The following is a 24657-nucleotide window of genomic DNA, read 5'->3' on the forward strand; positions in this document are numbered from 1 at the left end:
AGAACGCCCGCGCTCCCGAGATTCACGTGCGTCCAAACCCACTTGGGGCAGATCACCATCTGGAGCACCACCGTGGCACTGGGTGTATCAGGCACCGGCTCACCCTCGTCCCACTCCCGCCATGCGCGCTGACCGACCGACACATGGGCGGCGAGCAGCGCTCCGGGAAGGGCGGGATGCGACCGGGGACGAGCGCTGGTGGAATTCGCTACCCGGGTGAGGCAACCCCGGCTCCGATCTCACCATCATGCTCCGTGGCAAGGACGCGCGGCACCCCGGCCGTCCGCCGATGCCCATGGGGGATCAACCGATGTTCACGCTCAACAGGCGTACTGGAGCAGCCGCGTTCGCCGCCTCGGTTCTCGCGGCGACCGCTCTGACGGTCACCACAACACCGGCCACCGCCATCCAGGGCGGGCAGAACACGACCGTGGTGGCCCACCCGTACTCCATGCTTCTGCTGACTCCGTCAGGTGAGCAGCTCTGTGGCGGCACCCTGGTGGCTCCCACCAAGGTGCTCACCGCCGCGCACTGCATCGACCCGGCCGCACCCCTTGACCTGGTGGTCGTCGGCGGGCGCACCGAGCTGAAGAGCGCCAAGGGGACGGTCCGGTCCGTGAAATCGGTCAAGATCCACCCGAAGTACGATGCGACTTGGCTCGGATTTGACGCGGCGGTTCTCAGCCTCTCCGCACCCATGCCCTACGCCCCGCTGCCGATCGCGAGCTCCAAGGACTCCGCCCTCTACGCAGCGGGCAGGACCGCGAAGACCATGGGTTGGGGCAAGACCGCGACCAACACCCCGGGCACCCGGCTGAAATCGGCCGTACTCACCCAGGCGCCCCTGAAAAGCTGCGGCCCCTACATCGCGCCCGGGGACACCTCGGCGACCCGAGTGTGCGCGGTTCCCGGCGTCGGTACCAAGGACGGCATCTGCCAGGGGGACTCAGGCGGCCCCCTGGTTGCCGGCGGAAGGCTGATCGGCATCGTGTCCACAGGCAACAAGTTCTGCGACGACTTCTTGCCCGTCTCCGTCTACACCCGGGCCTCCACGGTCGCTGCGGGACTGGGTCTGCCAACCGCCTGACGGAGACCCCCGGCCAAGGGCCGGGACGAAAAGAATGTGCCGCGGGGCACTCTCTCCCCGATATCCCCTTTGAACCCTGGAGCGTACGTATGAGTCCTACCCGTCGTAATGTCCTGAGGTTGGGAGTCGGCGCTGCCGCAGGCGCTGCCGCGCTCGGTCTGCCGAACGTGGCCAACGCCGCGAGCTGGTCCAGCCGGAATTGGATGAGCAGCCTGCCTGACAGCCGCTCGCTGACCAGGATGACGATCCCCGGTACCCACGACACCTGCTCTAACAACGCCAACAACGGCACCATGTGGGCCAAATGTCATAACTGGAGTATCTGGGACCAGCTCGAAAGAGGCATCCGTTTTGTCGATATCCGCCTGAACGGCCTGCAGGGCACCGCGAATGAAATGGGTGTCTACCACGGCAGTTGGTATCAGGACATTCGCTACCAGGACGTGCTCAACGCCTGCGACAACCACCTCCGCAACAATCCGAGGGAGGTCATCATCATGCGGGTCAAGAACGAGAACGCAGGCGGTCAAGCACTCGGCGCGGCGGAGTTCCGGCGCCGGTTCAACTTCTACCTGGACCACCCGTCGATGAACTTCCGTCCGCGGTTCTGGACCAACCCCTCCTGGCCCACCCTGGGGCAGGCTCGCGGCAAGATCGTGCTGGTCGCCGACTTCGCCAACCCGTGGACCGTACTTCAATGGTCCAGCGGCTGGAACAGCTTCTTCCGGACGCAGGACATCTGGGATGGGAACGGCCAGGGCATCCAATTCAAGCGGGACAAGATCATCGAGTGGTTCGACCACGCCTACTTCAACCAGAACGCCGCCGAGATGTACGTGAACCACACCAGCTACGCCAACGGGGTCTGGCCGAGCACGAACGCAAGCAACATCTTCCCGACGGTCCGCTACTACCTGGATCAGCGCAAGACCCAACGCATCAACTTCGGCATCGTCCCCATGGACTTCCCCGACTACGACACCGAGGTCCTGCGGCTCCTGATCGACAAGAATTTCATCTAGTACTCCAGCAGGATTTCGCTATCTGACCTGAAGGTTCGCTCGGCGGGCGGATTGCAGCGGCCTGTGGGGCGATCGGGGGCGGTCTCACGGAGGCCGCCCCTCGAACGTGTGGAGCCGCCGTTGGTAGTGACAGTGGCGTGCGCCTGCCTGGTGTTGTCGGCGCCAGGTCGACCAGCTCATCGCGTGGCGGCCCCGGTGTCCGCGCAGGTGTGGGAGTCGGGGGCGACAAGCTGCCAGGAGTCGCCGAACCTCCGCCACGGTGAGCTCGACGCCCCCGACTGTCTCACCGGTTCAGCCCCCTTTTCCACGGGTTCAGTAGAGCTGGATCCGGGTCACGACGCAGTGGGTTTCGTCGGCGTCGGTGACGATGACGTACTCGGCGACGCCGAGGAATCCGTCCAGTCCGAGCGGGACGCGGCGCTGCTGGGGCCGCTTCGACGAAGCGGTACTGCCCGGGATGGAGCCCTTGGTCTGCGGTGCGCGCGATGTGTTCAGGGCCAGCCGAGGAGCCAGACGAGTTCGACTTCGACCTGGGCGTCGATAACGCGGTAGCCGATCGTGACCCATGACCCGCCTGCCACGCCCACACCACCCTCGGCATACCAGAGCAGAACGAATATCACGGGTACCCCCGCCACGCGGGGACCACTATTGGCGAGGAGACAGGTTCGCGTGAAACCGCGTACGCCCTATCGTCCGATGGTCAGAATTGACGCTCCCTCAGGTGTCCGCTGGCCGCTGCTGCGGTCGGTTGTGGGCGGTGATGGTGCTGGGCATGCAGACCGATGGACCGTTCTGGGACTCGCTGGTGTTCGAGGGGATCGACGATGTGGATGTCGAGGCGGTCACAGCCGCGTTCGGCACGGTCGAGGTGGTGGCGAGAGGCCGCACTGCGGGCGCTGAATGTCCGGACTGTGGCCGGTTCTCGGACCGAGTCCACGACCGGTACCAGCTCAGGTTGAAGGACCTTCTACTCGCTGAGCAGGCTTTGTGATCCGGCTGATGGTCCGGCGCTTCATCTGCGGGTCGGCGCACTGCCCACGCCGGACGTTTGCCGAGCCGTTCTCGAAGCTGGCCGCTCCGCACGCGCGGTTCACCACGCGGCTCAACCACGCCCTGAAGCGAGTGGGGCTCGCGCTGGCTGGGCGGGCAGGCGCCCGGCAGGCCGCCCATTTGGAATTCGGAGCCGGCCGGATGACCTTGTTACGCAGGGTCATGGCACTGCCCGATCCGCAGTTCAGCACGCCGCGAGTGCTGGGCGTGGACGATTTCGCAATCTGTCGCGGCCAGACCTACTCCTCGGATCCCGTCGGCCGTCGGGCCGAGCGGAAGAAGGCCGCACACGCCCTGGTCCCCGAGCTGCTTGCCCAAGGCCACTCACGCCGGGCGATTGCCCGGCACCTGGGCTGGGGCCTCAACACCGTGCTCCGGTACGCGAACGCCGCACGCTGGCAGGACACCGTCCGCGACAACCGGCCCCGGCCCAGCAGACTGGACCTCTACAAGCCCTACCTGGAGCGGCGATTCGCCGCAGGATGCACCAGCGTCACCCGACTGCACAGCGAGCTGGTTGCCGAGAACGCTCCCGTCACTTACGGCATGGTCCGCGCGCACATCGCCACCTTGCGTGGGGCTCCGTCCGCCGCACCGCCGCGGCCGCCGACGGTGCGGCAGGGGACCGGGTGGCTCACCCGTCACCCCACGACCTTGACCGAGGAGGACCGGGCCGGTCTGAAGGAAGTCCTGGCCCGCTGCCCTGAACTGGACACGGCGGCCGGACATGTCCGCGACTTCGGCGAGATACTCACCGACCGCCTCGGCTCCACACTTCCCACCTGGATCGACGCGGTCGATGCCAGCCAGCTACTCGGCCTCACCGGCTTCGCACTTCACATGCACCGAGATCTCGACGCCGTGACAGCCGGGCTCACACTCGACTGGAGTTCCGGCAGCATCGAAGGCGCCGTCAACCGCATCAAGAAGATCAAGCGGCAGCTCTACGGTCGGGCCGGATTCGAACTGCTCCGCAAAATGATCCTGCTCCAGTAGCTTCTCGCGACGGTGTTGTCCGTCGCTGGCGGTACGGGGTCAGAGTTCGGTCGTCCAGATCCCGACAGGGTGCTCACTCGGTGGCAGCCACAACTGAGGCTGTGACTCCCGATGCCTCACCTCAGCCTGTTCGTCCCAGTGAAATCGGTCATGCGCGTCGGGCCACGCAACTTGCAGCACAGGGCAAGGAGGCCGCCGGTAGAACCCGATAGCCTGTCCGAAGAAGGTCCGGTACCAGCGCAGATCAACCTGCCTGAGCACGACTTGGTGACCGTCGACAACGTCAGGATGTCTTTGACCGTCGGCCAGTACACCGCCCGCGGCGGACTTCTCTCCCAGCCTGTTGAGAAGGCGGTGCATGACATGGATATCGAGTCCGAACATGGCGAGCTCAGGTGAGTTGTGAGCGTGCGCGAGGCCGATCGTGTAGGCGAATCCAGGACCGATGTCGTCCTCGGGAACCATCACGACGTGCCATCCGTGCCGCTGCACGTTCTCGATGATCGTCAGATCCATGCGGTCCGCTTTGTCTCGGTCACTGTAGTCATGGCAGAGGACGCAGCGGCACTGTAACGGATCGGCAGTCATACGCGGAGGCTACGAGGTGAGTGTTTGAGCCGGTCAGCCGGGCTCGTGATCGCCCTTCAATCGAACAACACCGTCACCCTCTGCGACCGGCCCCCCGAGATCTGTGCCAGAACCGAGTTACGTATCCAGTTGTGCACGGATGAGCGTGTCGAGTCGCTGCCATGCCAGAGACGAGGCGTTGACCCTTCTCTGGATGAGGGCAGGGATAGCGGAGGCCGCATCCAGCTCGGGCGGTTCGTCGGGTCCGTAGCGTTCCCGGGTTGCCTCGGCGATCCGGCGGGCGAGGTCGTCGACGCGGGGATCGTCGGCGTCGAGGTCGTGGGCATGGTCGTAGTCGAGGAAGAGCTGCCGCAGCGCCGGCTCGGCCAGGGTCTCGGCCTGGTCGTGAAACAGTGTGATCGCGTGTTGTGGGTGGGTGGCGAACACGAGGATCCACAGGTCGCGTTGCAGGTCCACCCATCGAGGGGTGAATCTCCATTCGGCCAGGTGCGCCAGATAGGCGAGGACCTCGTTGGGCAGCGGTGCCAGCTGCCCAACGGCGAGTTGACGCAGGCGCCCCTGCGTTGCCTGCAGGCGACGGATGCGGTCGGTGACCTGGTCATCGATCTCGCGCAGCGCCTGCTGGAACGCTCCGTCAGTTGCTGATCTCAAGTGCCGGATACGGGACAGGGGGACGCCGGCTTCGGCGAGCGTCCGGATCTTGATCAGGTCGATGGCAGCGCTCGCGTCGTACCGCCGGTAGCCGGACGCATCACGGTCGGGCTCGGGAAGCAGTCCCTTGGCGTGGTAGACGCGAATGGTCTTGATCGACACTCCGATGTACCCGGCCAGCTGCCCGATGGTGATCACCTGGCCATCGTCCCACTTGACCCTGCCCTTGGGGCAAGGGTGCAGCATGGCGTCATGTCGAACACGAACATCGATCGGGAAACCCTGCGCGAGCTGGCTGACGAGGGCAACGAGACCGCTCTGGACCGACTGGCCGACCTCGCCGACGCAGCTGGCAATCTCGATGAGCTGAGCGGGTTGTTGGACGAGGGATCCACGCGCGCTGGGCTTCTGCTCACTCAACGTGCTGCCTCGACTGGCGACCTGCGCGAGCTCCAACGGATCGCCGACGCCGGGTACGACGAAGCCGGGGACGAACTGAACAGACGACTGAAGGCACCAGCCGACGGGCATCAGGATTGAGGATTTGACCAGACATAGCGGCCGTTCAGTGGTCCGTGACTACCGAAATCCGGGGCCGTAGCCGGTCCTTGACCACCTGAACAACCTTCCCGAGATTGACCGTTGCTCTCCTTGCCTGTCGCCATTGCCTGCCCGATCATCCTGACCGCCTGCGACCGGCACCAGCTGGAGAGGGCGGACCAGGGCCACAAGACTGAGCACCAGGCTCGGATGCGCGCGCAGATCGTGCTGCACGCGGCCCGGGGACGCTCCAACGCTCGTATCGCTGCCGAGACCCGCCTGCCCGTGGATACGGTGCGGACCTGGCGGAACCGGTTCACCGACGGCGGGCTGCCGGCCCTCGCAGCCCGCAGGCGCTCGGGGCACACGGCCCGCTTCACCCCGTGCAGGTCGCCGAGACCAAGGCCATGGCCTGCCAACTCCCAGCCGAGACAGGCACACCGCTGTCACGCTGGTCGCGCTCAGAACTGGCCACCGAGCTGACCGCGCGGGATCACCGACACCGTCTCGGCGTCCACGGTGCGCCGCTGGCTACGCGAGGTCGCGCTCAAGCCCTGGCAGTCCCGGTCTCAAATCTTCATCCGTGACCCGGACTTCCGCACCGTGGCCCAGCGGGTCCTGGACCTGTACGCCCGCACCTTCGAAGGGATCCCGCTCGGCAAGGACGAGTTCGTCCTGTCATGCGACGAGAAAGACCTCGATCCAGGCCCGCTGGAGTCAGGGGCGTCTTCGGTGGCGTTGCCGCAATGCCTCCAGCCGTGTGCGGGCGGCGTCATTCTGCCTCGTTGGCGGGGTTGCATGCGCCAGGCGGGGTACCTGGGGTGGCATGGGCAGGCTCAGAGACGTAGATACGAGTGCGAACACGGCTTCCAGATCAGTGGCGGCGAGGTAGGCAAGGCCACCCTTGTTCAATCCGCGAAAGCGGGAGCCGATTTCGCGGAACGAGACCCAAGCCCCTCCCTTTCGGGTAGCGATGTGAGAGCGCTCCGCCAGCGAGGCGTATGCGATCTCAATGTTCAGGTCGCGCTGCTCTGCGTGTGACCACCAGGTACGCCACTGGGGGTCCTCGTGGACCATATCGACTGCAGTGTTGGCTGCGTCGAAATAGGCCGTAGGAATGTCGATGTCGCCGTGCAGAGCGAAGCTGAGCCAGATGGGACCCCCCGCCACGAGGTTGGTCGACTCGTCGGGTTCATGGATGTGGAATCCAGGGAGTGGGCCTAGCCATGGTTGTCCCGTGGTGATCTCATAGGCGGTGGAGACAGCCTCGGCAAGGCGATCCGACTCGCTAAAGTCCCAGGCGCAGGTGGCCACCTGGTCTGGGTTCTTTCGAATCTGCTGGAATCGTGAGCTGCCTGCCGCCACAACCGCGAAGTGGAAATTGATAAGCGCGTCACCAACCAGCGGCACCGGCAGCGCGTCTGATGGATCGTTCACGTCTCGGGCTGGAGTTCCTGAGAGAGGCTCATTGGCAAGGCGCCGTAGATTCTCCGAAAGAGAATCGGCGAATTCCTCAATACGAACCTTCCCCTGTTGTGCCAGGGCTGCTGTCAGGGCGGGAATTGTCCGCTGGTTTGCCACGCCCCGAAGGACGCTGATGAGGGACCAAAACTCTTCTTCTGTCATTGATTGGCCTTCCGTCCACTGATGGGGGCAGGCGGGTGGGACGCCTTGGTCACGTCCCACCCGCCTGCCTACGCTGAACAGGTCTTCCTCACTAAGCACTACGCAGATTTCTCAGCAAGTGTGCTACCGCTGCGCGTAGACCGTGCTCTCCCACCAGGAGATTCGTCCCCCTACCCCGGGCATCCCAGTGAGAATCTGCCTGGGCGACGAAGCGAGAATCAGCAGGTGCTCCGGGCGCGGTGGGTGGTTGTGTCGGTGGGGGTGGTTAGCGTGCACCGTCAGACAACCAATCGTGGAGGAGCGAGCATGACGGACAACGGGCCGGGCCTCGGGCCGGCGGCTGAGCCGCCTGAGTGGAAGGTGCTGCGTCTCTGGGCGCGGGAGAACGGCTATCTGGTGAACAACCGGGGTCGTGTTCCGGCCTACATCGCGCGGGCGTACGAACAGGCCGCCCAGGACAAGGGACAGCCGTCCACCTGGCACAGCCCGCCCGGTGCAGGGCCAGAGTCCACCTGATCAGCCCCCCCCGGGGGGCTCGGTGGGGGGCATGCCCTCAAGGAACGGTGTCGCCGTCGTGGTGAGCGCCCGGGGGGTTCCCTGCGGGCCGGCAGAGACCGTCCAGCCCCGTTCCCGGGGCTCACGGCCTCTTCCGCGGGTCGGATGATCCGGGTCTCCACATGCCGGTATGTCAGTTGCTGTTTGTACCAGCGTTCCTCCTCGGCGTCGCGGAAGCGGATCTCGCTCCAGCGGGTTTCCTGGTAGCCCGGTGCGAAGCGCCCGTGGCCGGCGAGCAGGCAGAGGGTGTTCCAGTCCTCCCGGCGGCGCTCCAGCCGCTCCTGCACCCGTACCCGACGTTCGGCCTCGCTGGGATTCGGAGGCGGCGGTACTCCGATGTGGATATGGGCACGTCCGGGCATTCCGCCGGTGATGGAACATTCCAAGGTGAGGACCAGGATGGCCACCGCTTCCGCGAGTCCGCGGCGGTGACGCTCTCCTCACTGCCTGGCGGGTGAACGGCCACTGCCTCCTCCAGCCGAGGGAGGAGCCAGCCGCCGATCTCCCACACCAAGCCGGCCGTCAGCTCATCGGCGTACCGCGGACCGCTCCCCACCGCCACCCGGCAGCAGACCGAGAGATCGCACGAGGGAGCACGGTGCTTTGTCTCCCGTGTGAGCAGCGCGCTGGCGATCGTCAAGAAGGGGGAGGGGATTGCTGGATGCGCGCTTGGCCTGTGTTCGGCCACCGTGTCCGGCCGGGTGATCGCCAGTCAGCTCAACGCGTCCGCCGGTCCCAGCACGCTGTGCGGCTGGCATCGGCGTACGAGTGTCTGCTCTCGACGGTGGCGAGCTCGCCGGTGCGGGTGGGCACTTGTACGTGGTTCGGGGATGGTGAACGGGGCCGGTGGTCGCCCATCGGCCCCGTGTCACTCTTCCTTCAGATCAGCGCGGTGTGACCGAGCCGTTGCCCCTCAGCACGGCAGGTCCCCACGGCTTCCTGATGTCGAAGTGGTGCAGGCGGGCGACGGTGAGGCCGGTCCAGCAGTACTTGTAGTACGTACCATCGAGCTTGAAGTCGACCTCAGGCCCCTTCGGCCTGTCGGGGCCGCTCCTCTCCTCCAGCATCCTCACATGGACGATCTTGCCCTTCCAGTTCGGGTCGTCGCTCCAGGTGCCGCGCAGGGACACGCATGCCTTCCCGCGCGACTCGCGTCCGGGAGGGGTGAACGAGCGCGCTCGCAGCACGCCGCGGACCTCGAAGGTGAAGTTGAACGGCAGTGTCGCGGCCCTGGCGGACTGCTTATCGACGGGCCCCGGGGTCTCCGGGCCCGTCATCGGCAATGCGTTGGCTTCCTTGCCCGGAGTTTCGGTCGCAAGTGCGGACCCGGTGAAGAGCGTGGTTGTGAGCAGTGCTGCCGTGCTCACGGCAGTAATCCTTCTGATCATCTTGAACTCCCCGTTCGTTTATCCCAGTTGATGGGATGCCACTAACAGTGAACTGAGATGTCCCAGACGTTGTCAACTAAGGTAAATAGGAAATCTTGTTCGCATGCCACACCAGTTGACGGCCGGCCGGTAGAATGTCAGCCATGCCTGAAGGCGAAGGGGTGCTTGCCACCCACATAGACCACCTGTTCCGCACCGTACGAGCGGACGACGGCGGCGAGTACACCTTCGAGGAGGTCGCCGAGGCGATCAGGGCCAAAGGCGGCCCGACGATCTCCGCCACATACCTCTGGCAGTTGCGCAAGGGCGTGCGGGACAACCCAACCAAACGACACCTCGAAGCGCTGGCGGGATTCTTCGGCGTGCCGCCCGCGTACTTCTTCGACGACGCCGAGGCTGCCCGGATCGACGCGGAACTGACACTGCTCAACGCTCTGCGGGACGCTCCCGTGCGGCAGATCGCCCTGCGCGCCAGGGGGTTGTCAGGGAAGAGCCTCGCCACCATCGCCGACGTGGTCGAGCGCGTCCGCGAACTCGAAGGACTGCCCCAGGGAGACGGCACGCAGTGAACAACCACCGCCGCCTGCGGAAACTGATGCGCGACCTGGACATCCCGGTGCCGTTCGACGTCCCCACCTTCACCCGGCGCATCGCCGCACAACGCGGGCGGCCGATCCACCTGATGCCCATCGCAGGACTCACCGGTGTATGCGGTCTCTGGATTGCCACGGACGCCGCGGACATCGTCTTCTACGAACAGGAAACCACGCCGTCCCACCAGGAACACATCGTGCTGCACGAGCTGAGCCATGTGCTGTGCGACCACTACCCGGTGTCGATGAACCTGGCCGCACAGGCGGAGGAACTGCTTCCCAACCTCGACCCCGCGCTGGTGAGACGGGTACTCGGCCGCGCCGGGTACTCCACGGGCGAGGAACGCGAGGCAGAGATGCTGGCCACGCTCATCCGCCAACGCGTCCACACCGGTATCACGCTGGCCGACCGACTCCGCACCGCCTTCGACGGTTTCCATGGGTGAGCTGCTGCTCCGCTACATCCCCCCGATCGCCGCATGGCTGCTGGTGGTCAGCTGGCGCAACCAGGACGACGCCATCCGCCGCTTATGGCTGGGGCTCGCGGTATCGCTGACCGTGCTGACCCCGGCAGCTCAGACGGCCATGTCAGGGTTCACCGGCGGGTACAACCTCGCACGGCTGCTCGGGCATGCGGGCATGGTACTCGTGGCCTGGTCGGCACACGACTTCCTGGCACACCTCAACGGACTGCGCAGGAGCCGCTGGAGCAAGTGGTGGACGGCCGGCATGTTCGCGTTGATGTGCGTGCTGTTCAACCTGAACCCCAGCCTGATACCCCAAGCGCCGTGGGTCTTCGAGTACTGGATGACCTACCTGCTCACACTCACGCCCGCGTTCGGGAATGTGATGCGCCTCGGTCTGCGTTTCGCCCGCATCACCTCGGACCGGGCGCTGCGCGCGGGCCTGCACATGGTCGTGGTCGGCACAGCGCTGGCGACCGTCTACTTGGCGAACAGAGTCGTGCGCATCGGGGCGAGCCGGTTCGACTACCCCTACCCGCTGGGGTACGTGTTCTGGGTGAGCGCGGTGCTACCCAACGCCGCTCATGCCCTCGTGATACTCGGTGCCGCCACTCCCGCCGTGGCCGGGTGGTGGCGCCGATATCGCCAGTACACCCGCCTACGCCCGCTCTGGCTGCTCCTGGTGACCGCTGATCCCTCCATCGCCCTGAACCCACGGGTGGGCTGGTGGAACATGCGGTTGCGGGTATACCGGCGAGTGATCGAAATCCGGGACGGACTGCTCGACACCGCCTGACCGGACAGGGGCGATCCCCTCGTGCCCACGGCGTCCGCGGCCTGCACCGGGCGCCGCGGTTCATCCCTGGTAGTCGGCGCCCGGGTAGTCGAGCGAGGCGCGGGGGTCAGGCTGACCCGAAGAAGAGGCTGCCCGGGGCGTCCGGGTCGCTCAGCAGGAAGTATTCGCGGATCGCCTTGAGGAACTCCGGGCGGGAGACCGTGTCGTCGCTGCTGGTGTCTAGTGTCCTGAACGCCTTCAGGGCGTCGGCTTCTTCGAGGGCCCACACGTCGGTCAGGAAACGGGTGAACTCTTCCCGGCTGATCTCGTTGTCGCCATTGACGTCGATCACGTCGAAGAGAACGTGCCCGAGCCCGTCGGCCACGTTCAGCCGGCTCGCGTCAGCGCTCGCCAGACGGACGGCGGCGACGTACTGGTCCCTACTCAGCCAGTCCTCCTGGACATCCGCGTGGCGCAGCAACTCCAGCCAGTAGCTCAGGAAGAAGGCGTGCAGGGCGCGGGCGCGGCGGTCGTCGGGGTCGAGGTGGTAGGCGCTGAGGTAGCGGTCGGCGAGCCTCTGGTAGTCCGGCCAGTCGAGGTGACCGTCATGATTGGTGTCCAGGGCGGCGAAGGAGCGTTCCAGCTTCGTGGTGATGATGTCGGGTGCGGCGGTGCCCATGATGGTGATCCTTTGCAGAGTCTCGGAGCGGCGGAAAGAACCATCGTCACCTGCCAACAGGCGCGGTGCGGCACAGTCTGGTCCCGTGTCACCCTCTCAGGCGTATCTACGCCGCCACACCCGCCGGCCAATGACACCGTCAACGCCGGGAAGAAAGCCCCCTCCGCGGCCCACCCCAGCTGCCGGACCGGAGCCCTCCGCCAGCGATCACCGTCGCCTCCGCCAGCTTCCGTCCGGCAGTTGTGCCCAGTAGTCGCACCGCCGACGCCTCCGCCGTCCTGCCGCCCTCAATTGGCTCAGCCACCGCACCAACACCAACACATAGCAACGCTCAACGAACCTGATCACCACCCAAAGAAACTGACACCACAGCTGGCCAACGCTCAGCCCACCTGACAGAGCGCCAGCTCAGCACGTAGCCAAGCCTCCGTGCCCCCATCACCAAACCGTAGCAACCGGGGCTTGGAGCGCTCCCACCACCGGGCCCCAAACTGATCAACTCAGACCAACCACCTATCCACTGATCAGGAAAACTGCTCCTGGACAGCGCCGCCCTATGCGAGCCAGGAGTCGAATGGACATGACACCACCCACAGCCGATCGTTGAACCAGCAGGTCAAGCGAAATTCACGTCCAAGCCCCGGACGCAGCAGGGCCCGGGGCCTGGTCGTTCGCCGATCAAGCGGTAACCGAGGGCGCGGCTGGGGTGGTGCGGTGCTTGTCGCTGCGCCACTGCGCCTGGGCCCGGATCTACACCACCGCGTGCGGGTCGCCGATCGCCGCGTACACCCGGCCACCGGTGTGACCGGCCGTCGGTGTCCTTCACCGTCCGGCGGTGAACCGGGCGTATTTCTCCAGCCGCTCTTTCAGTTCCTGCGTCTTGAGCCCCCACTCCTGCTTGACCTTGGTGCTCTTGGCTGTTCGAGTGCCGCGGGCTCCGCTCGCTCGCCGCTACTTCCCTTGCGAACCGCGTAAATCACCGCCCCCGCCTCGCTCCCGATCTCGCAGAGCACCACGAAAGGCGTCCTGATCCGGGGACGATACTGGTGGGCCTGAGCCCGCACGCCGTGACCACCGCACCGCACTCGCCCTGGCCAGGCACCTGGAAGACATCAGGGCGGGAGCGTGGATATCCGTAGGGCTGTCGGCCGTTGCCCATGGCGGGCACAATCGGCCGCATGACGAGCACCGCGGGCGCGCCGCCCACACACAGCACGCCTGCCGACCTCGCTCTGGGGTTCCTGACGGGCGGGGTGATCGGGGCGTCGCTGACCGCCTTCATCGGTGGCTGCGTCGTCGGAAGAGCGCCGCTGATCCTCACCGGGCTGGTCCTGCCCACGGTCTACGGGCTTCTCTTCTTCCTCGCCACACTGCCGCGCCGTGCCCGGGAGGCGGCCGTCGCGCCGCGCACCGCACTCGCGGTGATCGAGAGTCTGGAGGCCGTCAGGGATGAGAACAGCGACGCGCCGGTGCGGTTCGATCTGTCCGTCGCGCCGGATGACGCGCCCGCGTTCCGTGTCGAGATACAGCAGAACGTCAACCTCGTCGAGCTAGCCGATTACCGGCCGCGCGGGGTCGTCGTGGTGGTGGAGTATCCGCCGGACCGGCCGTGGAAGACGCGGATCGTGAGGCGACCGACACCGGAGTGGGAGGAGCGGGCGACCGCGGGCCGGGTCGACTCGGTGCCCGGTCCGGCCATGAAGAGCGAGACCCCGGAGGGCTGTTTCGGCGGGCTCCTCACTCTCCTCGGGCTGCTGCTCGGCGCAGCCGCCGTGCTCCTGCTGTTCCGTGCCGACCTGTTCGACTCCCACGAGGGCGACAGCGGCGCCGCTCAACCGTCCGTCTCCTCCTCGTCGTCCACAACCACCGTGACGTCGTCCACAACCACCGTGACGTCGGCGACGGGCACGGTCGCCCTCGGGCCTGGGCAATCGATGCTCGATAAGGGTGCACTACGCAATGCCGTCGCGTCGTTGACGCAGACCGCGGGCAAGCGTCAGGCGCTTACCGTCGTCGTGCAGGACCGCCTGCTGACGGTCGTCTTCTCCCCGACCGGTGTGAAGAGTGCCGGGTTCGACCCGAGGTCCCTGCCCTACGATCGCGTTCCCGGTCTGGTCGAGGAGGCTGGGACCACCCTCGGAGTTGAGTCCCCGCGGAGCTGGCAGCTGAACGCCGACGGCGTCACCGGCTCGATCATGCTCAAGATCGTGGTCACCGGCGGCGGGGGCACGGGAACACTGACGGCGGACGGCCGGGGCAAAGTGCTGTGGAAAAGCGGTAGTTGACGGGACCGGCAGGAGGAGGAGCGCATGGGATGGGACGAGTTCCTGGTGATGTGGTGTGCGGTGTGGGGTGTGGTGGCGCTGGTCGGGTACGGCATGTCGCTGGCCGGGGTCACCAAAGCGCAGCGGACAGTCCTGTTCACAGGGCGGATCGAGCAGGTGCGGCAGCCCCGGCACGGCGGGTCCCGGACGGGCGGGATATGGGTGGTCGTCTCCTACCACGACCCGGCCTCCGGTCAGAAGGTCACGGTGACGAACGACGGTGAGCGGGGCGAGACGATCACCTCTGCGTGGGAGGGCAGGAAGATCGGGGTCAGCCACCCACGAGGCAGACCGCACGCCTACCGGTTCTCCAACACTCCGGAGGAGCCCAGTCGCGGGCTGGGCTGGCCAATTGCCGCGCTCTTCCTGGTCTACGTGGGGCTGGTGGTCCTCGCCGCGGTCGGCTGGGAGTGGCCGTGGGCGCTGATCGGCTCCGGCGGGCCGTTGGCAGTCGCCGCCGCCGTTCATCTGCCCGGGACGATACGCGCCAAGAACCGCCGTATCGAGAGACTGGCCGCGATGGACACCGTGCAGGGACGGGTCGTCGCGGTTCTGAAGGACGTCAAAGTCAACCAGGACGAAGGTGGCACCTCGACCACCATCACCCCGGTCCTGTCGTTCACCACCCATGAGGGCACGGCCGTCACGGCCCACTGCACGTCGAACATCCCGAACCCCGCCCGCGCGTACGGCCGTGACGTCACCGTCCACTACCCGCCCGCCGACCCGGCCGGTTTCACACTGGACCACGCGGCCGAACACCACTCGGAAGAACGGGGCCTGACACTCCACATTCTGTTGACCATGGCGCTCGCAGCGACAGCCGTAGTGGGAATAGCAATGCTCTGAGAGAACTGCTCAGCCCTGCTCCAGCAGCCTTTATATCCGCTTCCAGCGAGTGACACTGTTCAAGCAGCCCCGAAACGCTCACACCTGAGCCCCGACCCCGCCACAGGAACAACCACCCACCGGTGGCTGACGGCCGTTCTCGGCCAAGCTCTGGTCCGTTGTTCATCTGAGGTTTTGCATGGTGCCCTTCATCCGTTCGAGTGGCCGGCGTGGAACGCTTCCCCGGGATGATCTTGGCGGTGTGATTATGCGTCCGACACTTCGTCGCCATCCCTTTCACAAAGGTGGGTACAGCCATGTCTGTTGACAGAACTCCGGGGACGCCGTTCGAACTCGGCCCCGACGATCTCGCGAAGCTGGACGCGATCCGTGAGGCGCTGCTGGACCCGTCGCCGCGCCGGATCGGCCGTCTGGACCAGTGGGGCCTGGCCGACGAGTACGAGGTCTACGCGGAGAGCGCCCGGTACTCGGAGGTCTCCCTCACGATGGCGGACGGGACGGTCCTGGACGCGTCACTGAGCGTCCCGAAGAACCTCGCCCCCGGGCAGACCTGTCCCGCGGTCGTCCTGCCCGCCCCGCTGATCAGCATCGGGCACCGGGCCTACCTCGGCATGATCGGCCGCTGGGCGAGGGGCGGCTACGTTGTGGTGGCCTACAGCCAGCGCGGTCTGGCCAAATCCACGGGCGAGATCCACGTCGCCGGCCCGCAGGACGTCGCCGACGCCACCGAAGTGATCGACTGGCTGATCCAGCAGGACGCGGTCGACGCGGACCGGATCGGCTTCTTCGGCGCCTCCTACGGCGCCGGTACGAGCCTGCTCGCTGCCGCGAAGGATCAGCGGATCAAGGCCGTCGCGGGCGCCAGCGCCTGGGCCGACCTGTTCGCCTCCCTGTACGAGAACGGCACCCGTCACCTCAAGGCGTTCGAAGCGCTCGTGCAGCTCTTCGGCGAGGACCGGTGCTCGCAGGAGTTCCGCGGGATCATCCAGAAGATTCGCGCCAACACCATCGACGACGAGGTCAGGGAGTTCGCCGAAGTGCGGTCGCCCAGGAGCTACCTCCCGGCGTTCAACGACGCCGCGACGCCCATCCTCCTGACCACCACCTGGCACGAGACCATCTTCTCGGTGCCCGCCGTCATCGACTTCCACAGTCGTCTGACCGGACCCAAGACGCTCCTGATCCAGGTCGGCGACCACGGTAACGCCGAGCTCCCGGGCTTGGTCGGCCTTCCCGCCAAGCCCACGGACATGGCCTACCGGTGGATGGACCACCACCTCGGCGGCAGCGCCGGCGACGGGTTGGCTCCACAGTTCGACGTCCGCTCGGAGTACATGTTCAACCCCCTCTCCGACCTCCGCCACCCCTCCTGGGCCGACTACGCCCTGCCGAACAAGCGGTTCCACCTCGCCGACGCAGCCTCCGGGCAGGGCGACGGACAACTGGTCGAGGGCGCCGTGGCGGCGGGCTGGACCCGTTCTCTGAAGGCCACCGGCACGGGCACCGACATCGTCGCCGCCCCCCAACTCGTCCAGACCGGCCTCGCCGAACGCCTGGGCCTGCCCCACGTCTACAAGACCGCCGACATCGACCGCGGCCTCGCGGCGGTCTTCGCCACCGCGCCACTGGAACACGCCGCGCGGGTACGGGGAGACCTGGAACTGCGCGTGACCGTGACGCCGCAGCAGACTGACGCCACGATCGTCGCCTACCTGCTGGACCACAACCCGGCCACCGGCAGGGCGCACATCATCACCCACGCCCCCTACACCCTCACCGCCCAGCAGGCGGGCCAGGCCACCACCGCGACCTTCCCCCTCCAGCCCGCCGACTACGTCCTAGCCAAGGGCCACCAACTCCAACTGGTCATCGACACCCACGACCCCCTCTACGCCGCACCCCACACCACCACCCCGGTGTCCACCATCGACATCACCTCCCCCAAGGACACCGAGTCCTACCTCGACATCCCCCTCCACCCCGTCAACTGACCCCCACCCCCGGCACACCGGTGCGGCCCGCCCGAACACGAACCGGCCGGCCGCACCGCCCCCCTCCAGCAGCTTCCTCGCAAGGTGGCCGGGTGGTCAGCCGAGGTCGGTGCCATCTGCGGCGGCGCGGGGCTGGTTGCCGGCCCACTTCTTCAGGTCGCCCCCTGGGCAGAGGAGTTCGGCCCCGCGTTTGACGATCGGCGCGGGGAAGGTGCGGTCGTTGGCGCGGGCCGGATCGCGCGCGGCCAGAGCCGGGGCCGCCGTAGTTGTCCAGGTGTCGGCAAGAGAGCCGGCGGGCGCGGGCGGCTTCTGCTGCTGCGCCCGGAAGGCCGCACTTCTTCCGAGCGCGGGACCGACTCCCCTACCGCCACCGGTGGCCGTCTCGCCGGTGGCGGCCCCCTTCGCGGGCTCCTCCACCGCAATCAGCCGCAGCCTGTTGGGCCAGTGGCACTCGTTCGCCAATGTGCCCGAGCCCGAACGCAGCGGCTTCAGGGCAGCGCAGCCGCAGTCTGCTGTCCGGGCGGTTGGCCCGGAGGCACGGTGGGAGGCAGCAGGTGCGTACTGGGGAACATCGCCATGAGCATTTGCGTCGGCCGAGCTTTCACGGGGTTTCCCCCTGCGCCAGGGTCGGCGGTTCCGGAAGATCCTCACCGGCTGGTGTTTAGTACCGGTATGACCTCCCTCCACCCTCTTGGCACCTCCGGAATCGACGTCTTCCCGCTCGCCCTGGGCGGCAACGTCTTCGGCTGGACTGCCGACCGATCCGACACCTTCGCCGTCCTGGACGCCTACGCCGCGGCCGGCGGCAACTTCGTCGACACCGCCGACACCTATTCCGCCTGGGTGGAAGGCAACCGGGGCGGTGAGTCGGAGACCCTGATCGGCGAGTGGCTGACCGCGCGCGGCAACCGCGCCGACACCGTCGTCGCCACCAAGGTCGGCTCCCACCCCGACTTCAAGGGGTTGTCCGGCGCCACCATCAGAGCCGCCGCCGACGCTTCGCTAAAGCGGTTGAACACCGACTACATCGACCTCTACTACACCCACTTCGACGATCCGACCGTCCCGGTCACCGAGATCGTCACCGCACTCGACGAGTTGGTCCGAGCGGGGAAGGTGCGGGCCATCGGGGCGTCCAATCTGACCGCCGAACGCCTCCAGGAGTCCCTCGACTTCTCCGAGCGCGAGGGCATGACCGGCTACTCGGTGCTGCAACCGAAGTACAACCTGGTCTCCCGCGACAGCTACGAGGGCCCCCTTCGCGATGTGGCCTCCCGTTCCGGGATCGCGGCTGTCCCGTACTCCGGTCTGGCCTCCGGGTTCCTCACCGGCAAGTACCGGCCCGGAAGCACCGTCGAGAGCGCCCGCGCCACCTCCGCCTCTTCCCATCTGGACACCGAACGCGGTCAGCGGGTCCTCAGCGCCCTCGACACAGTGGCCGCGGACCTCAACAGCGAGATCGCCACAGTCGCCCTCGCATGGCTCGCCTCCCGCCCCACGGTCATCGCCCCTCTCGCCAGCGCCCGTACACCCCAACAACTCCCCGCGCTGCTCTCCATGGCAGACCTCCAACTCACCGAGACCCACCTCGGCCTCCTGACCGAAGCCTCCACGTGACCGGCAATGCCCCAATCTGTGCCAGGGAGACCACCAGGGCCTGCCCCCGTACACCGAAGTGCATTGCCCCCGGGGCGCCGGCCCGGGCAGACCGTGGCGGACCGAGGTGCTCGACCGTTCCCGGGGGCGCTTCGGCAGGGACTTACCCTCTTGACAGGTCCGTCGGATGCTGGATTACTTGGCCGCGCCGAATCTAACCGAATGTTCGGTCGGGCATCAAAGGGCGGTGAGCGCCACATGCGAGGTGGCACGGAAACGGGAGCGTGCCCGGCCAGGATGATGTTCGCCGCGGACGCCGCATCACGGGCCATGGGCATCGAGTTGGTCGACTGCGGTGAGGGGTCGGCCCGCCTGCGGCTGACGGTGACCGCAGACATGGTCAACGGCCATGGCATCGCCCACGGCGGATTCATCTTCGCGCTCGCCGACACCGCCTTCGCCCTCGCGTGCAACAGCCATGGCCCGGTCACCGTCGCTTCGGGAGCGGACATCACCTTCATAGCCCCCGCCGTGGAAGGCGATGTCTTGGTGGCGTCGGCCCAGGAGCGCGCCCGCTTCGGGCGGAGCGGCATATATGACGTCAGTGTCGTGCGCGACGGGGAGGCCATCGCGGAGTTCCGCGGCCACAGCCGTGTGATCAAGGACGCCCGGGGATGACCGGCGGAGGGGACAGAGCATGGGGAGCAGAGTGAGCGCCGCAGCACACACGGACCGCGCGGTGGGGGTAGGACCTCCGGACACCCTGCTCGATTCGTCCGAACGACTCAGCCGCGCAGACCTTCGCGACCAGCAGCTCGCCAACCTACAGAACACCTTGCGGCACGCCTACGACAACGTGGAGCTGTACCGCAGGAAGTTCGACGAAGCCGGCGTTGCTCCACGGGACTGCCATGCCCTGGAGGATCTCGCGCGCTTCCCCTTCACGACCAAGGCGGACCTACGCGAGACCTACCCCTTCGGCATGTTCGCCGTACCCATGGAGGACGTTCGCCGTATCCACGCCTCCAGCGGCACAACCGGCCGCCCCGTCGTAGTCGGCTACACCGAGAACGACCTCTCCCTGTGGGCCGAGGTGATGGCCCGTAGCATCCGGGCCGCCGGGGGTCGCCCCGGGCACAAGGTGCATATCTCCTACGGCTACGGCCTGTTCACCGGCGGACTCGGCGCCCACTACGGTGCGGAACGCGCCGGATGCACCGTCATTCCGGCCTCCGGGGGCATGACCGCCCGCCAGGTGCAGATCATCCAGGACTTCCAGCCCGAGATCATCATGGTCACCCCCTCCTACATGCTCACCCTGCTGGACGAGTTCGAACGGCAGGGCATCGATCCGCGCACCACCTCTTTGAAGATCGGTATCTTCGGCGCCGAGCCGTGGACGGAGGCGATGCGCCAGGAGATCGAGGAGCGGCTGGACCTTCACGCGGTGGATATATACGGACTGTCCGAGATCATCGGGCCGGGTGTCGCCCAGGAGTGCGTGGAGACCAAGGACGGGCTGCACATCTGGGAGGACCACTTCTATCCCGAGGTCGTGGACCCCCTCAGCGACCAGGTGATGGCCGACGGCGACGGCGGCGAACTGGTGCTCACCTCCCTCACCAAGGAGGCCCTGCCGATCATCCGCTATCGCACCCGTGATCTGACCCGACTACTTCCCGGCACCGCACGGCCGGCCTTCCGGCGGATGGAGAAAGTCACCGGCCGCTGCGACGACATGATCATTCTGCGAGGTGTGAACCTCTTCCCCAGCCAGATCGAAGAGATCATTCTCCGCACCCCCGGGATCGCCCCGCACTTCCAACTCCACCTGACCCGGCGCGGACGCCTGGACCATCTGACGGTACGTGCGGAGGCCAAGACGGACGCCTCGTCCGACCAGCGTGAGAGCGCGGCGGCAGCGATCGCGCAGACGGTCAAGGACGGCATCGGAGTGAGCGTGGGTGTCGAGATCGTGGATCCAGAAACCCTTGAACGCTCTGTCGGCAAGATCCGGCGCATCGTGGACTCCCGCGACCAGGAGTGATTCGCGCGCACGCCACCATGAGCAGGGGAACGGGCAGCGCCCTACGCTGTTGCCGACCGAGGTAGCCGAACGGCCGCCGCCAAAGGCGCTGGTTGCCGTGGTCAAGCGTCAAGCACGGCAAGATCCGCGCCGGGTGCTGGTGCGACGGCGAGGAGGGCCGCGGTGAGGAGGGACAGACCGGGGACCCATTTGCTCCGCGGGGCGTCTTCGCCGCTGTGGACGTCGGTGAACGGGGGGCGTAGCCCAGTGGCGTCGAGGTCGGCGTGGACGGCTGTCACCGGGCTTGAGGCTTGCCTTCGGCCGTTGTGCGGCTGGGCCATCGAAGTCCCGCCAGCGGGTCCCTGGTCATCAGGGACCCGGAGCGGTTCTGGACCTCTAGTCCTCTCGTGAAACAGGTTCTCCTCACGAGGCAGTACGCATTTCTCAGCAAGTGCGCTACCGCCACGCGTAGACCGTGCTCTGCCACCAGGAGACTTCTCTCCCTACCGCTCGGGCAACTCGGCGAGCCGAGCTACGTGGCGGCCGGGAGGGGGCAGTGAGGCGGTCCAGCCGGGTGTAGAGGCCCGTACGAGGCGGGCGCAGTCCTGGATGCACTGGGCGGTGCTTTTGCGGGGGAACCCGGTTGGCGAGCCGGAGTCCAGTGGACCTGCTACGGATGGACACCGCCGCCCAACTGGCCGAAGGCAGACAGGCCGTCAGCGGAGGCACCGACCGAACGTCAGGGTGTGTCGCCGGAGTAGTGGAGACGGCACACCACACCCGAGCCACCCGATGGGCGTGGTTCGTCCGGGCGCGGGTCGTACAGCGCCCGACCGCCCGGCCAACGCCCCAGCTCGGTGGGCAAGGCAACGCCGTCGTCAACCTCCTCCGGCCGCCAGCCCGTGATGTCGAGTAGCAGCCCGTCCAGCGGCCCGCCCACGAGCGCGGCATACGTCTGGTGCGGCAGCGGACCAGGGTTAGGGTCGTCGTGATCGTGGCCGTACACCCGGCCGCGCAGCAACTGCTCATCATCGGCGTTCATGCGATTCAGCTTCCCAGCCTCCACCGACAACCGGGGCGGGGCGACGCCGTCGGGCCCGGCCTGGTGGCCTGGCCCGAGGACAGGAGCCCTGCCGGCGGCGTCCGAACCAGCCGCGGTTCTTCCTCGTCTCCGCTTCTGCGGCTTCCCGCACGCGAGTCTCTTCCGCGTGGCGTTTCGCGACGTGTTCGGCGTCGATCCCGGGATACTCCCTCTCCACGCACGGCCCGCACTGGTTGTCCCACTCGCCGGCCCCGGGGTGCTGTCGGACCTGCTGCCAGCGCTGTGTCCGGGGCGTCGCGGGGGTGTGGATCGGCGCACGCACGGTGCGTTGGGTTGCCCACGATGTAACGCACTCTCCCAATCGCCGCGAGGGGTGAGATCTCCCCTCCGCCGCCGTACACCGGGCGCTCGGTGCGTGTTGCCTCCGAAGAGGTAGCGGACGTGGCTAAGGGGAAACGTCGAAAACCTCGCGGAACCTCGCGGCTGGACAGGGTCGCCTTCCACTCGCTGGCCTGGGTGGAATCCGGTGACACACCTCGTCAAGGGACGTTCATCGAGTGCACCTCATCCGATGCCACCGTCACCTCCGTATGCGCATCGGGTGGAGCGGGCGAAAGTGGCGACCACTCCCGTGCGCTTGGTGCGGTGCGGTGGTGCGGTGGGCGGGAGTTCACGGCATCGTTGGCAGGCGCAACGGATGCCAGATGTCCTGCACTCCCCCACCGGGTACGGCGCACCAAAGTGGAGTCCACCCGATCCACCCACCGTGGTCTCCACTCCCCGATTGGACTCCACTCCCGTCCGCGCGGTGGAGTCCACCGTGGCAACTCGTCCCCGGCAGCGGCCCCGCGCGGTGCGCCAGGGGTTTGGTCGGTCACCGAGGTACTGCCGGGAGAAGTGCGGCGCCGGGCTGGTGGCGGATCCGGTGCCGGGTACAGTGCGGCGCGCAGCCGGGGCGCTTCGGCAAGCTCCTCCAGGCGATCGACCCGCCGCTTCAACTGCTCGGCAAGTTGCTTCAGGTGCTCCAGTGTGGCGTGGGTCGGGGTCGGGGTCGGGTCAGCCATGGGGGCCTCCGTACTCACGAGGAATTCGGCCCCCGCACTCTCACCCTTCTCGGACTCCTCCAGGACGTACACGCCTCCCGGGTCCCGGCGGATGCTTCGGCGACTTCGCCCCGCGTCCCGCGAGGCGGTCCGGCATACATCCGGATGCCCCACGGACGGTTGGCATCCCTGTCGGCGGCATGGGCTGGTCCCCCTGCCCTGGCAAGGCTGGGTCGTGTCCTTCGGCTGCCCTTCCCGGTGCCGCTCCCTGGTCGGGGGCTGCCTGTACCTGGGCCCCGCCGCCCGCAGGGGCACCAGCCAACCGGCCTGTTGCTCATCGCGGGTTAGACAGGCGATCTTCTACCTAGGTAGATTGACGGTATGTCAAATGTGAGGATGACGCCGCACACCCAGACAGTGCTGCGTGCGCTGCTGGGCCGGGGCCCTGACGGCGAGCGTCAGGCGTCGGCGCTATCGGAGGGCCTGTACGGGCTGGAGCTCTCCCGGCTCTCGGGGCTGCCGAACGGCACGCTCTTCCCGCTCCTGGAGCGGCTGCGCCAGGCAGGGTGGGTGGAGCGGTACTGGGAAGCGGATGAGAGCGCGGAGGCGGAGGGCCGGCCGCGGCGGCGCTTCTTCCGCTTGACCTCCAGGGGCGCGGAGCGTGCACCGCATGCCCTGGCCGAGGCATCCGCCGCAGCCCCGGCGACAGCTCGTACAGCGTTGCCACGAACGGGACTTGCCGGAGGGAGGCGGTGAGCAGAGGATGCGGGGAAGGGCTTGATCGGACGAATCCCAGGCGCCGACAGCAGTCTTCGTCGCGGGCGATCCAGCTGGTAGCGACTCTCTCGGTGATCGCGGTACTGGGCTCCGCACTGAACCTACAGCTGGACACCCTGCTGGACGCCGCACTGGTCTCGACACTGGTCGCCGCGCTGATGGTGGTCGCGGTGCTGGCCGGATTGCTCGTCGAATCGCTGGCTCCGCAACTGACCGCGGCGTGGAGGCAGACCAGGGTGGTCCAAGCGCCCTGCACGAGGCGTCCCGTGCTGCGGTTCGCGGTGAGGTTGCTGCCTGCGGCTGACCGTGAGGATTGGCTGGAGGAGCAGGCCGGATACCTTGCGGACCTGCCATCACATCAGGCCCGGCGCGCGTGGGCTGTCAAGCAGGTGGTAGCTATGCCCAGATACGCGGTTGCGGTGCGTACCGGCCATGCGAAGGAGTCGGCATGACCGTGCCCCCTCCATCGGCTCCGGATTCCGAGCCACTGCTGAGCCAGCGCGCAGCGGTGGTGCTACTGGCGGCGGTCTTTCTCGGCACGATCGTCGGGGTACTGGCCTTCTTCAGCACGGGCAACACCGCCGGAGCGCTGCTCGCAGCAGTCGCCGCGACCGGCACCAGCGTTCCCGGCCTGCACAAACTGATCGCTTGAATGCGGAATCCCTATCTGGCGTGGGCGGCAGTGGAACGCTGCCTGGCCCCACCGCGAAGACCAGCGGACGGACAACCCGCATGTGATCGTCACCCGCCAGACGAAGTCTGGCCGGAGCCCGGCGTCCACCGCCTACGTCAGCCCCATCCTCGACGCCTGCGGTTTCCCGCCACACACGATCCGCTGCACTCGACTGCTCGCCCTGGTCAACACCATAGACCCCGAACTTGTCGCCGCCACCCTCGGTATGGATCCCGAAGCCACCATGCTCTATGTCGCCGACCACCTCGACCCAGGCCGCCTGCCCTATGCCTGATCGACGCGACAAATTCGCTGGTCA

General features: G+C 67.1%; 28 protein-coding genes and 1 pseudogene. 20 read left to right on the forward strand and 9 right to left on the reverse strand.

The features are described from left to right. Positions 1–310 precede the first annotated feature (310 nt). Both OID54_RS00720 and OID54_RS00725 read left to right on the forward strand, forming a co-directional pair. On the forward strand, positions 311–1087 hold the full coding sequence (locus OID54_RS00720; RefSeq protein WP_329012304.1) for a S1 family peptidase: 777 nt from the start codon (positions 311–313) through the stop codon (positions 1085–1087). A 119-nt stretch (positions 1088–1206) separates the two neighbouring features. Then, the gene (locus OID54_RS00725; protein ID WP_329012307.1) at positions 1207–2109 is read left to right on the forward strand and encodes a phosphatidylinositol-specific phospholipase C; all 903 of its coding nucleotides are present in this window, start codon (positions 1207–1209) and stop codon (positions 2107–2109) included. A gap of 312 nt (positions 2110–2421) precedes the next feature. Here OID54_RS00725 and OID54_RS00730 read toward each other — a convergent pair whose 3' ends face one another. Continuing rightward, positions 2422–2676: a hypothetical protein gene (locus OID54_RS00730; protein WP_329012312.1), complete on the reverse strand. Its 255-nt coding sequence runs from the start codon at positions 2674–2676 to the stop codon at positions 2422–2424. A gap of 208 nt (positions 2677–2884) precedes the next feature. Here OID54_RS00730 and OID54_RS00735 point away from each other — a divergent pair, with 208 nt between their 5' ends. Together OID54_RS00735 and OID54_RS00740 are read left to right on the forward strand one after the other, a co-directional pair. Next, the gene (locus OID54_RS00735; RefSeq protein ID WP_329012314.1) at positions 2885–3103 is read left to right on the forward strand and encodes a hypothetical protein; all 219 of its coding nucleotides are present in this window, start codon (positions 2885–2887) and stop codon (positions 3101–3103) included. 200 nt (positions 3104–3303) lie between these two features. Beyond that, a complete protein-coding gene (locus OID54_RS00740) occupies positions 3304–4158 on the forward strand; it encodes a transposase (RefSeq protein ID WP_329012316.1) in 855 nt (284 codons plus the stop codon). A gap of 39 nt (positions 4159–4197) precedes the next feature. On the opposite strand, the gene OID54_RS00745 is transcribed toward OID54_RS00740, so the two are convergent. Further along, a complete protein-coding gene (locus OID54_RS00745; RefSeq protein ID WP_329012319.1) occupies positions 4198–4746 on the reverse strand; it encodes a DUF4262 domain-containing protein in 549 nt (182 codons plus the stop codon). A 117-nt stretch (positions 4747–4863) separates the two neighbouring features. Continuing rightward, positions 4864–5643: a MerR family transcriptional regulator gene (locus OID54_RS00750; protein WP_329012323.1), complete on the reverse strand. Its 780-nt coding sequence runs from the start codon at positions 5641–5643 to the stop codon at positions 4864–4866. Between the two features lie 6 nt (positions 5644–5649). Between OID54_RS00750 and OID54_RS00755 the strand changes: the two genes are divergently transcribed. Continuing rightward, the gene (locus OID54_RS00755; protein WP_329012326.1) at positions 5650–5937 is read left to right on the forward strand and encodes a hypothetical protein; all 288 of its coding nucleotides are present in this window, start codon (positions 5650–5652) and stop codon (positions 5935–5937) included. A 210-nt stretch (positions 5938–6147) separates the two neighbouring features. Next, complete coding sequence (locus OID54_RS00760) at positions 6148–6420, forward strand: helix-turn-helix domain-containing protein (RefSeq protein WP_329027190.1); 273 nt, start codon at positions 6148–6150, stop codon at positions 6418–6420. Positions 6421–6654: 234 nt separating this feature from the next. Here the strand turns inward: OID54_RS00760 and OID54_RS00765 are convergent, their stop codons facing one another. Next, positions 6655–7563, reverse strand: coding sequence for a DUF4240 domain-containing protein (locus OID54_RS00765; protein WP_329012328.1), 909 nt, complete (start codon positions 7561–7563; stop codon positions 6655–6657). 366 nt (positions 7564–7929) lie between these two features. On the opposite strand from OID54_RS00765, the pseudogene OID54_RS39075 reads away from it, so the two are divergent. Then, a pseudogene (locus OID54_RS39075) lies at positions 7930–8013 on the forward strand (Lsr2 family DNA-binding protein); the annotation flags it as partial. Positions 8014–9002: 989 nt separating this feature from the next. Here the strand turns inward: OID54_RS39075 and OID54_RS00775 are convergent. Next, the gene (locus OID54_RS00775) at positions 9003–9485 is read right to left on the reverse strand and encodes a hypothetical protein (protein WP_329012332.1); all 483 of its coding nucleotides are present in this window, start codon (positions 9483–9485) and stop codon (positions 9003–9005) included. A 164-nt stretch (positions 9486–9649) separates the two neighbouring features. Between OID54_RS00775 and OID54_RS00780 the strand changes: the two genes are divergently transcribed. The 3 genes from OID54_RS00780 to OID54_RS00790 are packed head-to-tail and all read left to right on the forward strand — an operon-like array spanning position 9650 to position 11359. Beyond that, on the forward strand, positions 9650–10075 hold the full coding sequence (locus OID54_RS00780; protein WP_329012335.1) for a helix-turn-helix domain-containing protein: 426 nt from the start codon (positions 9650–9652) through the stop codon (positions 10073–10075). Continuing rightward, the gene (locus OID54_RS00785) at positions 10072–10545 is read left to right on the forward strand and encodes a hypothetical protein (RefSeq protein WP_329012337.1); all 474 of its coding nucleotides are present in this window, start codon (positions 10072–10074) and stop codon (positions 10543–10545) included. Before OID54_RS00780 ends, OID54_RS00785 begins: the two co-directional genes overlap by 4 nt. Beyond that, a complete protein-coding gene (locus tag OID54_RS00790; protein WP_329012340.1) occupies positions 10538–11359 on the forward strand; it encodes an MAB_1171c family putative transporter in 822 nt (273 codons plus the stop codon). The genes OID54_RS00785 and OID54_RS00790 overlap by 8 nt, the downstream gene beginning before the upstream one ends. Before the next feature lie 106 nt (positions 11360–11465). Here the strand turns inward: OID54_RS00790 and OID54_RS00795 are convergent, their stop codons facing one another. Beyond that, positions 11466–12017, reverse strand: a complete 552-nt coding sequence (locus OID54_RS00795; protein WP_329012343.1) for an EF-hand domain-containing protein — start codon at positions 12015–12017, stop codon at positions 11466–11468. Positions 12018–13195: 1178 nt separating this feature from the next. Here OID54_RS00795 and OID54_RS00800 point away from each other — a divergent pair. The 3 genes from OID54_RS00800 to OID54_RS00810 all read left to right on the forward strand — a co-directional run bounded on the left by OID54_RS00800 (position 13196) and on the right by OID54_RS00810 (position 17181). Further along, positions 13196–14302 carry a hypothetical protein gene (locus OID54_RS00800; protein WP_329012347.1) on the forward strand — a complete coding sequence of 369 codons (1107 nt, stop codon included), beginning with the start codon at positions 13196–13198 and terminating at the stop codon, positions 14300–14302. A 24-nt stretch (positions 14303–14326) separates the two neighbouring features. Next, the gene (locus OID54_RS00805; protein ID WP_329012350.1) at positions 14327–15190 is read left to right on the forward strand and encodes a DUF3592 domain-containing protein; all 864 of its coding nucleotides are present in this window, start codon (positions 14327–14329) and stop codon (positions 15188–15190) included. Positions 15191–15486: 296 nt separating this feature from the next. Then, complete coding sequence (locus tag OID54_RS00810; protein ID WP_329012353.1) at positions 15487–17181, forward strand: alpha/beta fold hydrolase; 1695 nt, start codon at positions 15487–15489, stop codon at positions 17179–17181. 96 nt (positions 17182–17277) lie between these two features. Here the strand turns inward: OID54_RS00810 and OID54_RS00815 are convergent, their stop codons facing one another. Continuing rightward, positions 17278–17598, reverse strand: a complete 321-nt coding sequence (locus OID54_RS00815; protein ID WP_329012357.1) for a hypothetical protein — start codon at positions 17596–17598, stop codon at positions 17278–17280. A 255-nt stretch (positions 17599–17853) separates the two neighbouring features. On the opposite strand from OID54_RS00815, the gene OID54_RS00820 reads away from it, so the two are divergent. From OID54_RS00820 to paaK, 3 genes are all read left to right on the forward strand, one after another. Then, the gene (locus OID54_RS00820) at positions 17854–18798 is read left to right on the forward strand and encodes an aldo/keto reductase (protein ID WP_329012359.1); all 945 of its coding nucleotides are present in this window, start codon (positions 17854–17856) and stop codon (positions 18796–18798) included. Between the two features lie 237 nt (positions 18799–19035). Next, positions 19036–19455, forward strand: coding sequence for a hydroxyphenylacetyl-CoA thioesterase PaaI (gene paaI / locus OID54_RS00825; protein ID WP_329012362.1), 420 nt, complete (start codon positions 19036–19038; stop codon positions 19453–19455). Between the two features lie 19 nt (positions 19456–19474). Then, the gene (paaK, locus tag OID54_RS00830; protein ID WP_443055503.1) at positions 19475–20824 is read left to right on the forward strand and encodes a phenylacetate--CoA ligase PaaK; all 1350 of its coding nucleotides are present in this window, start codon (positions 19475–19477) and stop codon (positions 20822–20824) included. Positions 20825–20925: 101 nt separating this feature from the next. On the opposite strand, the gene OID54_RS00835 is transcribed toward paaK, so the two are convergent. Both OID54_RS00835 and OID54_RS00840 read right to left on the reverse strand, forming a co-directional pair. Continuing rightward, positions 20926–21102, reverse strand: coding sequence for a hypothetical protein (locus OID54_RS00835; protein ID WP_329012367.1), 177 nt, complete (start codon positions 21100–21102; stop codon positions 20926–20928). Positions 21103–21542: 440 nt separating this feature from the next. After that, positions 21543–21845 (reverse strand): hypothetical protein, encoded by a 303-nt coding sequence (locus OID54_RS00840; RefSeq protein WP_329012370.1) that lies wholly within the window; start codon positions 21843–21845, stop codon positions 21543–21545. Positions 21846–23269: 1424 nt separating this feature from the next. On the opposite strand from OID54_RS00840, the gene OID54_RS00845 reads away from it, so the two are divergent. From OID54_RS00845 to OID54_RS00860, 4 genes are all read left to right on the forward strand, one after another. After that, complete coding sequence (locus OID54_RS00845; protein ID WP_329012373.1) at positions 23270–23644, forward strand: PadR family transcriptional regulator; 375 nt, start codon at positions 23270–23272, stop codon at positions 23642–23644. Positions 23645–23736: 92 nt separating this feature from the next. Further along, on the forward strand, positions 23737–24117 hold the full coding sequence (locus tag OID54_RS00850; RefSeq protein WP_329012376.1) for a hypothetical protein: 381 nt from the start codon (positions 23737–23739) through the stop codon (positions 24115–24117). Beyond that, on the forward strand, positions 24114–24317 hold the full coding sequence (locus OID54_RS00855) for a hypothetical protein (RefSeq protein WP_329012379.1): 204 nt from the start codon (positions 24114–24116) through the stop codon (positions 24315–24317). The genes OID54_RS00850 and OID54_RS00855 overlap by 4 nt, the downstream gene beginning before the upstream one ends. An 82-nt stretch (positions 24318–24399) precedes the next feature. Continuing rightward, positions 24400–24633: a hypothetical protein gene (locus OID54_RS00860; protein ID WP_329012382.1), complete on the forward strand. Its 234-nt coding sequence runs from the start codon at positions 24400–24402 to the stop codon at positions 24631–24633. Positions 24634–24657: the final 24 nt, after the last annotated feature.

This window comes from Streptomyces sp. NBC_00690, from assembly GCF_036226685.1.
In the GTDB taxonomy this organism is placed as follows: domain Bacteria; phylum Actinomycetota; class Actinomycetes; order Streptomycetales; family Streptomycetaceae; genus Streptomyces.

What these genes read in the sequence shown, in the direction of transcription:
- OID54_RS00745 (WP_329012319.1), bottom strand. Translation starts at nt 4,746, where the DNA reads ATGACTGCCGATCCGTTACAGTGCCGCTGCGTCCTCTGCCATGACTAC.
- OID54_RS00755 (WP_329012326.1), top strand. Translation starts at nt 5,650, where the DNA reads ATGTCGAACACGAACATCGATCGGGAAACCCTGCGCGAGCTGGCTGAC.
- OID54_RS00805 (WP_329012350.1), top strand. Translation starts at nt 14,327, where the DNA reads ATGGGATGGGACGAGTTCCTGGTGATGTGGTGTGCGGTGTGGGGTGTG.
- OID54_RS00845 (WP_329012373.1), top strand. Translation starts at nt 23,270, where the DNA reads ATGTCAAATGTGAGGATGACGCCGCACACCCAGACAGTGCTGCGTGCG.
- OID54_RS00750 (WP_329012323.1), bottom strand. Translation starts at nt 5,643, where the DNA reads ATGCTGCACCCTTGCCCCAAGGGCAGGGTCAAGTGGGACGATGGCCAG.
- OID54_RS00795 (WP_329012343.1), bottom strand. Translation starts at nt 12,017, where the DNA reads ATGGGCACCGCCGCACCCGACATCATCACCACGAAGCTGGAACGCTCC.
- OID54_RS00765 (WP_329012328.1), bottom strand. Translation starts at nt 7,563, where the DNA reads ATGACAGAAGAAGAGTTTTGGTCCCTCATCAGCGTCCTTCGGGGCGTG.
- OID54_RS00720 (WP_329012304.1), top strand. Translation starts at nt 311, where the DNA reads ATGTTCACGCTCAACAGGCGTACTGGAGCAGCCGCGTTCGCCGCCTCG.
- OID54_RS00730 (WP_329012312.1), bottom strand. Translation starts at nt 2,676, where the DNA reads ATGGGTCACGATCGGCTACCGCGTTATCGACGCCCAGGTCGAAGTCGA.
- paaK (WP_443055503.1), top strand. Translation starts at nt 19,475, where the DNA reads ATGGGGAGCAGAGTGAGCGCCGCAGCACACACGGACCGCGCGGTGGGG.
- OID54_RS00840 (WP_329012370.1), bottom strand. Translation starts at nt 21,845, where the DNA reads ATGAACGCCGATGATGAGCAGTTGCTGCGCGGCCGGGTGTACGGCCAC.
- OID54_RS00820 (WP_329012359.1), top strand. Translation starts at nt 17,854, where the DNA reads ATGACCTCCCTCCACCCTCTTGGCACCTCCGGAATCGACGTCTTCCCG.
- OID54_RS00780 (WP_329012335.1), top strand. Translation starts at nt 9,650, where the DNA reads ATGCCTGAAGGCGAAGGGGTGCTTGCCACCCACATAGACCACCTGTTC.
- OID54_RS00800 (WP_329012347.1), top strand. Translation starts at nt 13,196, where the DNA reads ATGACGAGCACCGCGGGCGCGCCGCCCACACACAGCACGCCTGCCGAC.
- OID54_RS00790 (WP_329012340.1), top strand. Translation starts at nt 10,538, where the DNA reads ATGGGTGAGCTGCTGCTCCGCTACATCCCCCCGATCGCCGCATGGCTG.
- OID54_RS00735 (WP_329012314.1), top strand. Translation starts at nt 2,885, where the DNA reads ATGCAGACCGATGGACCGTTCTGGGACTCGCTGGTGTTCGAGGGGATC.
- OID54_RS00760 (WP_329027190.1), top strand. Translation starts at nt 6,148, where the DNA reads ATGCGCGCGCAGATCGTGCTGCACGCGGCCCGGGGACGCTCCAACGCT.
- OID54_RS00740 (WP_329012316.1), top strand. Translation starts at nt 3,304, where the DNA reads ATGACCTTGTTACGCAGGGTCATGGCACTGCCCGATCCGCAGTTCAGC.
- paaI (WP_329012362.1), top strand. Translation starts at nt 19,036, where the DNA reads ATGCGAGGTGGCACGGAAACGGGAGCGTGCCCGGCCAGGATGATGTTC.
- OID54_RS00810 (WP_329012353.1), top strand. Translation starts at nt 15,487, where the DNA reads ATGTCTGTTGACAGAACTCCGGGGACGCCGTTCGAACTCGGCCCCGAC.
- OID54_RS00855 (WP_329012379.1), top strand. Translation starts at nt 24,114, where the DNA reads ATGACCGTGCCCCCTCCATCGGCTCCGGATTCCGAGCCACTGCTGAGC.